This window comes from Nocardia sp. NPDC101769 (assembly GCF_044766925.1).
In the GTDB taxonomy this organism is placed as follows: Bacteria; Actinomycetota; Actinomycetes; order Mycobacteriales; family Mycobacteriaceae; genus Nocardia.
Map to the genome: position 1 here is coordinate 270,368 of NZ_JBIWMX010000004.1, position 13,604 is coordinate 283,971.

Annotated in this window: 13 protein-coding genes; 9 read left to right on the forward strand and 4 right to left on the reverse strand. The window is 70.5% G+C overall.

The genetic code is table 11. From position 1 onward, the window contains the following. Nucleotides 1-150 precede the first annotated feature (150 nt). Complete coding sequence (gene metK, locus ACIRRA_RS09835) at nt 151-1,365, forward strand: methionine adenosyltransferase (protein ID WP_357003184.1); 1,215 nt, start codon at nt 151-153, stop codon at nt 1,363-1,365. Nucleotides 1,366-1,464: 99 nt separating this feature from the next. Further along, nucleotides 1,465-3,975 carry a primosomal protein N' gene (locus ACIRRA_RS09840; protein WP_402765497.1) on the forward strand — a complete coding sequence of 837 codons (2,511 nt, stop codon included), beginning with the start codon at nt 1,465-1,467 and terminating at the stop codon, nt 3,973-3,975. A gap of 6 nt (nt 3,976-3,981) precedes the next feature. On the opposite strand, the gene ACIRRA_RS09845 is transcribed toward ACIRRA_RS09840, so the two are convergent. The 3 genes from ACIRRA_RS09845 to ACIRRA_RS09855 are packed head-to-tail and all read right to left on the reverse strand — an operon-like array spanning nt 3,982 to nt 5,746. Next, a complete protein-coding gene (locus tag ACIRRA_RS09845) occupies nt 3,982-4,419 on the reverse strand; it encodes a MarR family winged helix-turn-helix transcriptional regulator (RefSeq protein WP_357003188.1) in 438 nt (145 codons plus the stop codon). Between the two features lie 10 nt (nt 4,420-4,429). Then, complete coding sequence (locus tag ACIRRA_RS09850; protein WP_402765500.1) at nt 4,430-4,855, reverse strand: hypothetical protein; 426 nt, start codon at nt 4,853-4,855, stop codon at nt 4,430-4,432. Between the two features lie 45 nt (nt 4,856-4,900). Beyond that, nucleotides 4,901-5,746: an SDR family oxidoreductase gene (locus ACIRRA_RS09855; protein WP_402765503.1), complete on the reverse strand. Its 846-nt coding sequence runs from the start codon at nt 5,744-5,746 to the stop codon at nt 4,901-4,903. A 77-nt stretch (nt 5,747-5,823) separates the two neighbouring features. Here ACIRRA_RS09855 and ACIRRA_RS09860 point away from each other — a divergent pair, with 77 nt between their 5' ends. Beyond that, a complete protein-coding gene (locus ACIRRA_RS09860) occupies nt 5,824-6,417 on the forward strand; it encodes a TetR/AcrR family transcriptional regulator (RefSeq protein ID WP_402765505.1) in 594 nt (197 codons plus the stop codon). A gap of 56 nt (nt 6,418-6,473) precedes the next feature. Here the strand turns inward: ACIRRA_RS09860 and ACIRRA_RS09865 are convergent, their stop codons facing one another. Further along, the gene (locus tag ACIRRA_RS09865; protein WP_402765508.1) at nt 6,474-7,271 is read right to left on the reverse strand and encodes an ABC transporter ATP-binding protein; all 798 of its coding nucleotides are present in this window, start codon (nt 7,269-7,271) and stop codon (nt 6,474-6,476) included. Between the two features lie 90 nt (nt 7,272-7,361). On the opposite strand from ACIRRA_RS09865, the gene ACIRRA_RS09870 reads away from it, so the two are divergent. The 6 genes from ACIRRA_RS09870 (at nt 7,362) to ACIRRA_RS09895 (ending at nt 13,571) form a co-directional block, all read left to right on the forward strand. After that, nucleotides 7,362-8,051, forward strand: coding sequence for an HAD family hydrolase (locus ACIRRA_RS09870; RefSeq protein ID WP_402765510.1), 690 nt, complete (start codon nt 7,362-7,364; stop codon nt 8,049-8,051). Between the two features lie 194 nt (nt 8,052-8,245). After that, nucleotides 8,246-8,842, forward strand: a complete 597-nt coding sequence (locus ACIRRA_RS09875; protein WP_402765941.1) for a PadR family transcriptional regulator — start codon at nt 8,246-8,248, stop codon at nt 8,840-8,842. Nucleotides 8,843-8,935: 93 nt separating this feature from the next. After that, nucleotides 8,936-9,955 (forward strand): esterase/lipase family protein, encoded by a 1,020-nt coding sequence (locus tag ACIRRA_RS09880; RefSeq protein ID WP_402765513.1) that lies wholly within the window; start codon nt 8,936-8,938, stop codon nt 9,953-9,955. A gap of 64 nt (nt 9,956-10,019) precedes the next feature. Further along, entirely contained in the window at nt 10,020-10,592 is a 573-nt protein-coding gene (gene def / locus ACIRRA_RS09885; RefSeq protein ID WP_357003202.1) for a peptide deformylase, read from the forward strand. Between the two features lies 1 nt (nt 10,593). Next, on the forward strand, nt 10,594-11,517 hold the full coding sequence (gene fmt / locus ACIRRA_RS09890; RefSeq protein WP_402765516.1) for a methionyl-tRNA formyltransferase: 924 nt from the start codon (nt 10,594-10,596) through the stop codon (nt 11,515-11,517). A gap of 734 nt (nt 11,518-12,251) precedes the next feature. Further along, complete coding sequence (locus ACIRRA_RS09895) at nt 12,252-13,571, forward strand: RsmB/NOP family class I SAM-dependent RNA methyltransferase (RefSeq protein ID WP_402765518.1); 1,320 nt, start codon at nt 12,252-12,254, stop codon at nt 13,569-13,571. Nucleotides 13,572-13,604: the final 33 nt, after the last annotated feature.

Sequence of the window (13,604 nt, forward strand, 5' to 3'; positions counted from 1 at the left end):
CTGTCTGAGTCACAATGTGTTCGTCACAAGGGCGGCCCGCCCCTGTGACGAACATATTGGAATAACCTGAGACAAAGGGTTGTGCGATGCGGCGGAGACGCTACTGTCGCCACCCGATACGAGAAACCCGTTGAGGGAGAGGGAACAACTGTGCGCACGTCTGGCAGCCGCCTGTTCACCAGTGAGTCGGTGACCGAGGGTCACCCCGACAAGATCTGTGATGCCATCAGCGATTCCATCCTCGACGCGTTGCTCGCGGCCGATCCGCGCAGCCGGGTCGCGGTGGAGACCCTGGTGACCACCGGTCAGGTACACGTGGCCGGTGAGGTCACCACCACGGCCTACGCCGACATCCCGACCATCGTCCGCGAGAAGGTCCTGGAGATCGGATACGACTCCTCCGCAAAGGGTTTCGACGGCGCCTCCTGCGGCGTGAACGTCGCCATCGGCGCCCAGTCGCCGGACATCGCCATGGGCGTGGACACCTCGCACGAGGCCCGCGTGGGCGGCGAGGACGACGAGATCGCCCGTCAGGGCGCCGGCGACCAGGGCCTGATGTTCGGCTACGCCACCATCGAGACCCCCGAGCTCATGCCGCTGCCGATCTCGCTGGCGCACAAGCTGTCTCGCCGCCTGACCGAGGTCCGCAAGTCCGGCGTGCTGCCGTACCTGCGTCCCGACGGCAAGACCCAGGTCACCATCGAGTACGACGGCGCCGTCCCCAAGCGCCTCGACACCGTGGTCATCTCGACCCAGCACGCGGCCGACATCGACCTGGACAACCTGCTCACCCCGGACATCCGCGAGAAGGTCGTCGACGCGGTGCTGGGCGAGCTCCAGCTGCCCAACCCGCTGGACACCTCCGATGTCCGCCTGCTGGTCAACCCGACCGGCAAGTTCGTGCTCGGTGGACCCATGGGTGACGCGGGCCTGACCGGCCGCAAGATCATCGTCGACACCTACGGCGGCATGGCCCGCCACGGCGGCGGCGCCTTCTCCGGCAAGGACCCGTCGAAGGTCGACCGCTCCGCCGCCTACGCCATGCGCTGGGTCGCTAAGAATGTCGTCGCCGCCGGCCTGGCCGAGCGGGTCGAGGTCCAGGTCGCCTACGCCATCGGCAAGGCCGCCCCGGTCGGCCTGTTCGTCGAGACCTTCGGCACCGAGCTGATCGACCCGATCAAGATCTCCGATGCCATCGGTCAGGTCTTCGATCTGCGTCCCGGCGCGATCATCCGCGACCTGGACCTGCTGCGCCCGATCTACGCGCCGACCGCCGCCTACGGCCACTTCGGCCGCACCGATGTCGATCTGCCGTGGGAGCGCACCGACCGCGCGGAGAAGCTGCGTGCGGCCGCCGGGCTGTAATTGACCGGCACCCCACCACTCTCGACGGGAGCGTCGGGCACGGAGACCCCCTCCGAGCCCGACGCTCTCGCCAAGTGCGGGGAGGTGGAGCGCGTTGGCGTGTCCCACCCCATCGCGCGGGTCCTGCCCCTGCTCGAACCCGCCCACCTGGACCGGGATTTCGACTACCTCGTGCCGCCCGAGATGGACGAACTCGCCCAGCCCGGCGTCCGCGTCCGCGTCCGCTTCTCCGGCCGCCTCGTCGACGGCTACCTCCTCGAACGCCTCGAAAAGTCCGACCACACCGGCAAACTCGTCCGCCTCGAACGCGTCGTCTCCGGTGAACGCGTCCTCACCCCGGAGATCCTCGCGCTCGTCACCGCCGTGGCCGCCCGCTACGCGGGCACCCGTGCCGATGTCCTCCGCCTCGCGATCCCGCCCCGCCACGCCAAGGTCGAGTCCGAGGGCGTCGAAGAAGCCGAAAAGCCCGAGCGCACTTCGAAGAAGAGCCCCCCGGCCGCTGATCCTGTTGTGGCAGACGGTGACTCGGCCCATCCCGATGTCCCGCAGGTCCGCACCGCCGCAGCGCATCCGAGTGACGCGGGGATCTCCATCGTGCCCGGAATCGCTGACGATGCTGCCGCGCAGCCCGTCCCGCGAGGTGTCGAGTCGACTGGGGAGTCGGCGCTCGCGATCGCGGAAGGGGGAAGCGACATCGGGGACGCAGCGCACGGCGGGGGTGCGGACACCGCCCCGGTTCAGGTCGGCGATGTATCCGCCACGGACGAGGTGACTCCTGCCGCCGACAGGCATTCGGTGTCGATGCCCGCGGCCGCCGATTCTGGCGCGGTCGCCGCCGAAAGTTCGACGGGAGCCGCTGTCGCGCAGCCTGATCTGGTTGTGGGAGCCGGCGACCACTCGACGGCTTCGGTGGCGGCGGTGCCGGTGGGCGAGTCGGGGCGGCAGCCGGTGACTGCTGCTTCGTCGACGTTGGCCGCTGAGTTCCCGGCGTGGGGGCGGTATGTCCACGGGCATTCGTTCCTGGGTGCGCTGGCGGAAGGGCGGGGGCCGCGGGCAGGGTGGCAGGCCTTGCCGGGGGAGGACTGGGCGGGGCGGCTGGCGGAGCTGGCGGCGGTGACCGTACGTGGCGGGCGCAGCGCGGTGATCATGGTGCCGGATCAGCGGGATCTGGATCGGGTGCTGGGGGAATGTGTTGCGCTGGTGGGGGAGTCGGCGGTGGGGCTGGCGGCGGGGTTGGGGCCCTCGGCGCGGTATCGGCGGTGGCTGTCGGTGCTGCGTGGGCAGGCGCGGGTCGTCGTGGGAACGCGGAGTGCCGTGTTCTCGCCGGTGAAAGACCTTGGGCTGATCGCCATTTGGGACGACGGGGACGATACTTTCGCCGAACCGCGTGCGCCGTATCCGCATGCGCGGGAAGTGGCCATGTTGCGGGCGCACGAGACGGGGGCGGCGTTCGTGGCGGGCGGGTTCTCGCGGACGGCCGAGGTGCAGGCGATCGTCGAATCCGGCTGGGCGCACGATCTACTCGCGGATCGGGCCGTGGTGCGGCAGGCCATGCCGCGCATCACCGCGCCCGGCGATACCGACGCGGCATTGGAGCGGGACCCGATCGCGCAGGCCATCCGCATTCCGGCCGTGGCGTTCACGGAGGCGCGCAAGGCGATCAAAGCCGGTGGGCCGGTGCTGGTTCAGGTGCCGCGGCGCGGATACATCCCAGCGCTCGCCTGCGTCAAGTGCCGGGCCCCGGCGCGCTGCCGCCACTGCAACGGTCCACTGGCGCTGCCGGACAGCGCGCCCGCGTCACGTGGCGCTCTGCGCAGCGGGCGGGAAGGGGTGGCCGAGGCGCAGAGTCCGGCCTGCCGGTGGTGCGGGATCACCGAGGCGGCCTTCCGCTGCGGAGCGTGCGGATCGCGGGCGCTGCGGGCCGTCGTCATCGGGGCGTCGCGCACGGCCGAAGAACTGGGACGCGCGTTTCCCGGTGTGCCCGTACGAGGTTCGGGCGGGTCCGCCATCCTGAACACCGTGCCGGAGGGTCCGCAGGTCGTGGTGTCCACCATCGGCGCGGAACCCCGGGTGCCCGGCGGTTACGCGGTCGCCATGCTGCTCGACGGATGGGCCCTGCTCGGCCGCGCCGATCTCCGCGCCGCCGAGGACGCCCTGCGCCGCTGGATGTCGGCCGCGGCGCTGGTGCGTCCCGGCGGCCGGGTCATCGTCATGGCCGACGCCGGGATCCCGACCGTGCAGGCGCTGGTGCGCTGGGATCCGGTGTGGCACGCCGGTTTCGAGCTCGAGCAGCGCACCGAGGTGCGCTTCCCACCCGCGGTCCGCTTCGCCGCCATCGACGGCACCTCGGACTCCATCGCCGAATTGCTCGGCGAGGCAAAGCTTCCCGACGGCGTCGAGGTCCTGGGCCCGGTGCCGCTGCCGCCGGGTGCGCGAAAGCCGTTCTCCTCCGGCGACTCTCCCGCCGAGGTCGAACGCATGATCCTGCGCGCCGACCGCGCCACCGGCTCGGCCCTCTCCCGCGCCCTCGCCGCTGCCCAGGCCGTCCGCAGCACCCATCGCTCCGACGCGCCCCTGCGCGTCCAGATCGACCCCATCGACATCGGCTGATCTCGATCAGGGGCCGGTGATTTCGTCGCGGGGGAGGGCGGCGAGGGTGATGAGGGCATTGAGGAAGCCGCGGCGATCGGCGGCGGGGAGCTTGCCCAGCAGGTGATCCTCCTGGGCCTGGATCCCGGCCTGCGCCGCATCGCGCAGGCGACGGCCCTCGGGGGTGAGGGCGAGCAGCCGGGCGCGGCGGTCGGCCGGGTCGGGGTGGCGTTCGATGAGACCGCGCTCCTGCAGGTCGTCGAGCACCGCGATGATGCGCGTCTTGTCCGCCCCGATCTCCTGGGCCAGCACCCCCTGACCCCGCGCGGGCCCCTCGTCCAGATGCAGCAGTACGACGTACGCCCACATGGTGAGTCCGTGTGCGGCGAGCACCGGTTGCTCGGCCGCCATCAGGGCGCGGCCCAGGGGGACGATCATCGCTGCCAGGTCCGGACGGTCTGTCATGCGGACAAGATTAGGCGGCGCGCCGGTGCGGCCTTTCGATCGTGTCGCCGGCGCGGGTCAGAATCGCGTCGGCGTCGAACTTTTCGGCCTGCCAGGAGTCGACGCCGATGCCGACCCGGCCGCGCCAGGCCCGCACGATCGCGGTGTGCACCGGCCACCGCACGAACCGGCGCATATCCCGCTCCGACTGCCACACCGAGATCGAGCCGCCGCGGAACTCGGCCGGCCTGCCCCACAGCCATAGGCCGACCGCGCCCTGCATGACCGGCCACGTCTTACCCAATTCCAGCCCGGTCGTGTAGATCTCGCGCGACTCCGCCTCCGAGCTCGCGAGGAAATCGGTGACGCTGACGAAGACCGGGCCCGAGAGCTGGTCATTCGGGCCGGGATTCCACGGCATCAGCACGGTGCCGTCCGAGAACGATTTAGTATGCACAAGTTTATGATAAGCGACTGCCTACTAAATCTTCAATGGTGAGATTCACCGGAAGGCCGGAGCCATGCGGACCGCCCAGTCGGCGTATCCGGTTGCCCGCCGGCCCAGGACCCGCTCGACATCGCCGCTGACCAGTTGCTCCTCGGATGTCGGCTCGCCGAGGATGGTGAGCGTGTGGTCCGCGACGGATTCCGGCATGAACCGCAGCATGCTCACCCGGGCCTGCTCGCGGGTGAGCTCCGCGAATCGCAGCGGCTCACCCAGCGCGGCCGCCAGCGCCTGCGCCTGCTGCCGCGGGGTGACGAGTTCCGGGCCGGTCACCGTATAGGTCTGCCGGTCATGGCCGTCCTCCCTCAGCACCGCCGCGGCCATGGCTGCGATATCGGCCGGATCCACCTGTGGCAGACCGACATCCCCGAACGGCGCGGGAATCATCCGCTCGGCCCGCACCGGCTCGATCCAAGCGAAGGTATTGCTGAAGAAACCGCCCGGCCGCAGCACCGTCCACTCCAGATCCGAAGCGGCCAGCGCCTTCTCGAATTCCTGCGTGCGCGCGTAGCCGTCACTGCCCGGCCGCGTCACCGCGCCCTGCGAGGACAGGAACACCACCCGCCGGACACCCGCCGCCGCAACGGTTTCCAGCACCTCGGCAGCCGCCGGTCCCGCCACCAGCTGCGGGCCGGTGATGAGCAGGAACAGCGCCCGCGCGCCCGCCGCCGCCGCGGCCAGGCTGTCCAGCTCCCCGATATCGGCGCGGCGGTGCTCGGCGCCCTCGGGCAGATCCACCGGCTTCTCGCCCCGCGACACCGCGACCACCTTCTCGCCGGCCTCCGCGAGTTCCCGCACGAGGGCGCTGCCGACATTTCCGGTCGCACCGGTTACAACGATCATCTGTCCACTCCTGAGTTAGTTGGCTGACTAACTCGAACCATAAGGCACGAGACCGGGCATTGTCTATAGTTAGTCGTATGACTGACTTAGTGCCGCGGGCAGCGACCCCGAAGACGGGGAAGCGGGAGCGGCTCGCGGACGCGGCGGCCAAGGTCTTCCACGAACAGGGCGTCGAGAAGACGACCATCGCCGATATCGCGCGCGCCGCCGAGGTGCCGGTGGGCAATGTGTACTACTACTTCAAGACCAAGGATCAGCTGGTCCGGGCCGCCATCAGCGCCCATGCCAGGACCGCGCAGGAGATCACCGCGGCCCTCGAGCTCTTCGACGCCCCGGCCGAACGATTGAAGGCCCTGATTCGCGGCTGGGTCGACCAGCGCGACCTCGCCGCCCAATTCGGTTGCCCCTCCGGCTCTCTCGCCACCGAACTCGACAAACGCGCCGACGGCCTCGATCGCGAACTGGCCATCGTCATGCGCGGCCTGCTGGACTGGATCGACACCCAGTTCGCCGCCATGGGCCGCACCGACTCCCACGAACTGGCCGTCGCCCTCCTGGCCGCCTACCAGGGAATCTCCCTGCTCACCAACACCTTCCGCGACCCGGCGATGATGGAGGCCGAGGGCGCGCGCCTGGAGCGCTGGATCGACTCCCTCGTTCCCGCAACCTGAGCGCTCCCATGCGGCGCCGACCGGCCCATATCAGCGGGTTGTGCGGTGAGTTCGGGTCAGTTCAGTTGGGGCTGAGCGGGTCTCACGGACCAGCGGCCCTCGTCGCGGAGGATGCGGACGGGGTGGTCGAAGCAAGCGCTGATGTGAGCGGTGGTGATCACCTCGTCGACCGGCCCCGCGGCGACCGTGTGGCCGTTGCGCAACAGCATGGCGTGGGTGGTGCCCGGTGGGAGCTCTTCCAGATGGTGGGTGACCAGCACCGAGGCGAGGTCGGGGTGGGCGCGCTGGAGCAGATCGAGGCGTTCCAGGAGTTGTTCGCGCCCGGCCAGATCCAGGCCGGTGGCGGGTTCGTCGAGCAGGAGCAGGCGCGGATTGGGCATGAGGGCGCGGGCGATGAGGGTGCGGCCGCGCTGGCCCTGGGACAGGATCTGCCAGTCGGCGTCGCGGCGGTGGGACAGGCCGAGCAGGTCGATCAGGCGGTCGGCCTCGGTGAGCTGGGCGGGCGTCGCGTGCCAGCGGGGGATGAGGCCGGCGGTGTTGGTCGCGCCGGTGATCACCACGTCGCGGACCGTCAGCGGGCCGCTCGGAGCATGGCGTGGATCGACATGGCCGATCCCGGCCCGCAGCGCACGCATGTCGACGCGGCCCAGCCGCTCCCCGAGCACCTCCACACTGCCACGCGTCGGATGCTCGAACGCGCCCAGCATGCGCAGCAGCGTGGTCTTGCCCGCGCCGTTGGGCCCCAGCAGCGCCCAGTGCTCTCCGGCGCGCACGGTGAGTGAAACCCCTTGCAGGATGGGGTTTCCGCTGCGCACCACCGTCACGTCGTTCACGTTCAGCACCGGGTCCGTCATGGGCCCACCGTAGCAAATTCCTCAGACAAGTTGAGGAGTAGTGGTCTTGCTCACCGGGTGGGCGGTGGGTCGCCTGTGTAGGGTGGCGGGATGGCGATCGACGCGGTGCTGTTCGACTTCTCCGGCACGGTTTTCCGATTCGAGGAGTCCGCGTTCCACGACGCACAGCTCACCGACGCCGCCGGCCGCCAGCTCGACACCCACGAGATCGCCGAGATCATGCGCCGGCTCACCGCGCCCGTCGGGCAGATCGTGCGGTTCGATACCGAGGGTCAATATGCCTGGGAGAACCGGGATCTCGACCCGGCGCTGCACCGAAGGGCCTACCTGGAGGTGCTCGAGCAGACCGGTGTCCCGCACACGCAGGCCGTGCGGGTCTACGAGCTGCTGCTCGATCCGGACGGCTGGACCCCATATCCGGACACCGGCGAGGTGCTGCGCGCGCTGCACGAGAGCGGCGTGCGGGTGGGCATGGTCAGCAATATCGCCTTCGACATCCGCCCGGCCTTCGCCGATCGCGGCTGGGATCGATATATCGGCGATTACGCGCTGTCCTTCGAAGTCGGTGCGATCAAACCCGACGCTCATATCTTCGAATCGGCGCTCGACAACCTCGGTGCGACCCCCGCGAACACCCTCATGGTCGGCGACAGTGCCGAGGCAGACGGTGGCGCGGCCGCCCTCGGCTGCGCATTCGCCCTGGTCGATCCGCTGCCGACGGCCGAGCGCCGGTCCGGGCTGTGGGAGGCCGTCCGCGCTCACGGTCTCCTGACCGCCTAAGTCCAAACCAGATGGTTTGTGTCTCGGCTCACCCTTGTTATGGATAGATTGTCGATATATCGTCGATATCAACAAACACAACGACGAGCCTTGAAGGAGGCACGACCATGGAACACATGGACAACATCGAACGGGGCCGCGGCCCCTGGCGGCGACTGCGCGCCGAAGAGCAGCAGGGCCCCGAACACCCGCGGATGCGTCGCGGCGGTCCGCGTGGCCCGCGTGGCGATTTCGGTCCGCACCGCCACGGCCACGGCCGTGGCTTCGGCCCGGACTTCGGTCCCGGCTTCGGACCCGGTCCGCACTTCGGCCGTGGCCGCGGCCGGGGCGGGCGCGGCCGGCGCGGCGACGTCCGCGCGGCCATCCTCCTGCTGCTGCAGGAGCGGCCCATGCACGGCTACGAGCTGATCCAGCAGATTCGCGAACGCAGCGAGGATGTCTGGCGTCCCAGCCCGGGCTCCATCTACCCCGCGCTCGCGCAGCTCGAGGACGAGGGGCTGGTCCTGATCGAGAAGGTGTCGGGTCGAAAGACGGCCAAGCTCACCGAATCGGGTGTCGAATATGTCGAGGCCAACCGCACCGAACTGGGCGACCCCTGGCAGGACGTCAAGGACGGCGTCGGCGATCAGGCCCTGGACCTGCGCGGACTGGTCGGTCAGCTGATGGGTGCGGTCGCGCAGGTGGCCGCGGTCGGCACCAAGGACCAGGCGGCCAAGGCTGCCGAGGTCCTCACCGAGGCGCGCCGCTCGCTCTACCGGATCCTCGCCGAGGACGATACACCCGAAAAGTAATGGCCTCGAAACTCCGTTTCTCGCTGGAACATTCGGCCTGATTCCGGCGAAGATCGTGACATGGGACAGAAGCGCCCCATGCGATCTTGTGACATGGGACAACGGAGGAGCCGGACCCGCGCACTGCGCCGCGTGGCACCGGTGGGGGTGATGGCGCTGGCGGCCGCCGTGATCGGTACGGCCGCCACACCGACGGGGACGTACGCACAGGCCGAACCGGCCGTGACTCCGGTACTGCAGGTACCGGCGCAACAGGGGCCGCCGCAGACCGAACATCTGGCGGCGGCCCGCTATCTCAGACAGCATCCGGACGCGGCGCCCCAGGGCGCCAACGACTTCGGCTGCAAACCGACCGCGGAGCATCCGCGCCCGGTGGTGCTGGCACACGGCACCGACTCCTCGGCCTACTCCGACTGGTCGGGCATCAGCCCACTGCTGGCCCAGGCCGGGATCTGCGTATTCGCCCTCAACTACGGCGGCAAGCCCGGCAAGGACACCTACGGCACCGAGGACGTGTGGGAGAGTTCCGCGCAGATCGGCACCTTCGTCGATCAGGTGCTCGCGGCGACCGGGGCCACCCAGGTCGATCTGGTCGGTTTCTCGCAGGGCGCCAGCGTGACCCGGTACTGGATCAACAAGCTCGGCGGCGCGCCGAAGGTCGGCCAGTGGATCGGCCTGGCCTCGCCCAGCTACGGCGGGATCATGTACGGGCTGGTGCCGATCGCCGACGCGGTGCCGGGCATCTACAAGCTCGTGGAGATGGGGTCCTCCACCGCCGCCATTCAACAGGCGGCCGGATCGCCGTTCATCAAGGACCTGAACGCGGGCGGCGACACGGTGCCCGGTGTGAAATACACGACGATCGGCAGCCGCGTCGATGAAATGATCCAGCCCAACACCAACATCGCGCTGCGCGGTCCGGGCGCCACCAACATCGTGCTGCAGGAGCAGTGCGCGGAGGACCTGACCGGGCATTTCCATCTGGTGTACGACCCGTTCGTGCAGCGGCTGGTGGTCAATCTGCTCGATCCCGCGCACCCCGTGACACCGGCCTGCGTGCCGGTCGCACTGGGCACCGGCATCAGCGATGTCGTGTTGGCGGCGCATTCCTGATCAGGGTGGTCACGGGCGTCCGTAAAATGAGACGACCGTATTCGTTCGCCACCGGGAGCTGCCCGTGACCATCCAGCCTGTCCGCCTGTTCGGCGATCCGATCCTGCGCGCCCGCGCGGCGGAGGTCGAGACGTTCGACCGGGAGGTGCGCCAGCTGGTCACCGACCTCATCGACACCATGTACGAGAGCGGGGGCGTCGGTATGGCGGCCCCGCAGATCGGGGTCGGGCTACGGGTATTCGTCTACGACACCGGCGACGCGCAGGGGCATCTGATCAACCCGGTCTTCGAAGTGATCGGCGACGAGACCCAGACCGGACCGGAGGGCTGCCTGTCGATTCCGGGCGTGCGTTTCGACGTGACGCGCCCGCTGACCGTGCTCGCCCGCGGCGTCGACCTGGACGGCAAGCCGGTCGAGTTCCGGGCCGAGGGGTTGCTGGCGCGCTGCGTGCAGCACGAGACCGACCACCTCGACGGGGTGCTGTTCCTGCAGCGGCTGGAGTCGGCCTCGCGCAAGGAGGCCATGCGCACCATCCGGGAATCCGGTTGGTTCACACAGGGAGTCACGGTCCTGCCGGCGTCCGAGATCGGTGGCGGGCGTCGCGTGGCGGCCGGCGACCGGGAACGGAGTCGCTGATATGCGTCTGGTCTTCGCGGGAACCCCAGAACCGGCGGTGCCGTCGCTGCGGCGGCTCATCGAATCCTCCAGGCACGAGGTGGTCGGGGTGGTGACCCGGCCGGACGCGGTGGCCGGACGCGGCCGCAAGATCACCCGCTCGCCCATCGGGCGGCTGGCCGACGAGCACGGGATTCCCGTGTTCACGCCCAAGCGGCCGTCGGAGCCCGAATTCATCGAGCAGCTCACGGATTTGGCCCCCGACTGCTGTCCGGTGGTGGCCTACGGCGCGCTGCTGCCCGAGCCGGTGCTCGACATTCCCCGGCACGGCTGGATCAACCTGCACTTCTCGCTGCTGCCCGCCTGGCGCGGCGCCGCACCGGTGCAGGCCGCCATCCTCGCCGGCGACGAATACACCGGCGCGTCGACCTTCCGCATTGAGAAGGGCCTCGACACCGGCCCGGTCTTCGGCACCATGACCGAGCGGATCGCCGTCGCCGACACCGCGGGCTCGCTGCTGGAACGGCTCGCCGACAGCGGTTCGCTCCTGCTGGAATCCACCCTCGACGCCGTGGAAGACGGCACGGTGCAAGCGATTCCACAGCCCGTGGACGGTATCTCCTACGCCCCCAAGGTGGATCCGGAGGCCGGTCGCATCCGCTGGAGCCAGCCCGCCCTCGCCATCGACCGGCGTATTCGCGCGGTCACGCCCGCCCCCGGCGCCTGGACCGAAATCGACGGCAAACGGCTGAAACTCGGCCCCGTCGAGATGGTGGAGGAGACTCTTCCGGTCGGCACCATCGACATCCGCAAGACCGGCGTCTACCTCGGCACCGCGACCACGGCGGTCCGCCTCACCCAGGTCCAGCCCCAGGGCAAACGCATGATGCCCGCCCTGGACTGGGCCCGCGGCGCCCGCCTCGAACCCGGCACGGTGGTCGAGTGACCCGCCCCGACGGCGAAGGCCGCGACCGCGATTCGCGTACCGGTGGTCGCCCGCAGTCCGGCGACGGGGACCAGCGCCGCGGCTTCCGCCGCTCCGCCGGCGATTCGGGCACTTCGCGGGCGAGCGACCGATCCCAGGGGGATCAGCGCCGCACGCCGGGATACCGAACCGACGACGCACGCGGTGCGAACTCGCGGGGCGGCACGCAATCCGGTGAAGGTGAACAGCGTCGCGGTTTCCGTCGCTCCGCCGGGGCGGCAGGCGACTCGGGTGCGGCACGATCCTCCGGATCGCAGGGGACCGACGGCGGCGACCAGCGGCCTGCGGGCCTCGGCAAGGGTGAACGTCCTGCGGGAGACCGCAATTCGGGGTCGAACCGGTCGGATCGTGGGCCTCGCGGTGGCGATGGGCGGGGTGCGGGACGTGACCGCTCGGCGTCCACGGGTGGGCTTTCCTTCGGCGCCAATCGTGGCGGGGACACCGCCGGCGGCAATCGTGGCGGGGACACCGCCGGCGGTCACGAGGGCCGCGGTCGCAAGCAGGGTGATCATGGTCGCCGCGGTGGGTCGTCCGGCGGTAACCGCGCGGGCGGCCGGAGTGGCTCGTTCGATCGCGAAAGAACTGCGGGGCACGGGGCCCGGGGTCCGAAGCGGACTGCGGCGGGCGCGAAGGCCGACACGAGCAGTGCCGCCGCCCGGCGGGCCGAGCGGGCCGGGGCCGATCCGGTGCGGGTGGTGGCGCGGGATGTGCTGCGGGCCGTGCGGGAGCGGGACGCCTACGCGAATCTGGTGCTGCCCGGACTGTTGCGGGAGCGGCATATCAGTGGGCGTGACGCGGCGCTGGCCACCGAGTTGACCTATGGGGCCTCGCGGTCGCAGGGGCTGCTGGACGCGGTGATCGCCGACTGCGCGGGGCGAGGTGTCGAGGAGATCGACGGACCGCTCTTGGATGCGTTGCGGCTGGGGACCTATCAGCTGTTGCGCACCCGGATCGGCGCGCACGCGGCGGTCGACACGTCCGTCGCGCTGGTGCGAGCGGAGTACGGGCAGGGGCGGGCCGGGTTCGTGAACGCGGTGCTGCGGCGGGTGGCCGAGCGCACTCCCGAGGAGTGGGTGGAACGGCTCGCGCCGCGGGATCCGCTGGGGCACTTGGCATTCGAGTACGCGCATCCGGTCTGGATCGCGCAGGCGTTCGCGGACGCCCTGGGTGCGCGGGCCGGCGAGCTGGCCGACGTGCTGGCGGCCGACGATGCGCGGCCCGCCGTGCACCTGGTGGCGCGCCCGGGCGACATCACTGCCGAGGAACTGGCCCTGGTCACCGGCGGCGAGGAAGGCCGCTGGTCGCCCTACGCGGTGTACCTCGAGGGCGGTGACCCGGCGAAGCTGGAGCCGGTCCGCGAGGGCATGGCCGCCGTCCAGGACGAGGGCAGCCAGCTGGTCGCCCTGGCCGTCACCCGCGCACCCCTCGAGGGACCCGACACCGGCCGGTGGCTCGACCTGTGCGCCGGGCCGGGCGGAAAGACCGCGCTGCTGGCCGCGATCGCCGATATCGACGGCTTCCGCGTCGATGCGGTCGAACCCGCCGAGCATCGCGCTGATCTGGTACGCCAGGCCACCCGCGGCATGCCCGTCGACGTCCATGTCGCCGACGGCCGCGACAGCGGCCTGACCCCGGGCTTCGACCGTATCCTCGTCGACGCCCCCTGCACCGGCCTGGGCGCCCTGCGCCGCCGCCCGGAGGCCCGGTGGCGGCGCCAGCCCTCCGACGTCCGCGACCTGGTCACCCTGCAGCGCGAACTCCTGACCGCCGCATGGGATCTCGTCCGCCCCGGCGGTGTCGTGGTCTACTCGACCTGCTCCCCGCACCTCCCGGAAACGGTCTCCGTGGTGGCCGATATGGTCCGCCGCACCGGCGCCGAACAGCTCGACACCCGCGACCTGCTCCCGGGCGTCCCGGAACTCGGCGACGGCCCCGGCGCCCAGCTGTGGCCGCACCGCCACGGCACCGACGCCATGTTCCTGGCCGCGCTGCGCAAACCGCTTCAGCCGCAATAGGTCCGATCGCAGGTGCCCTGCGGCCGCGTGCCC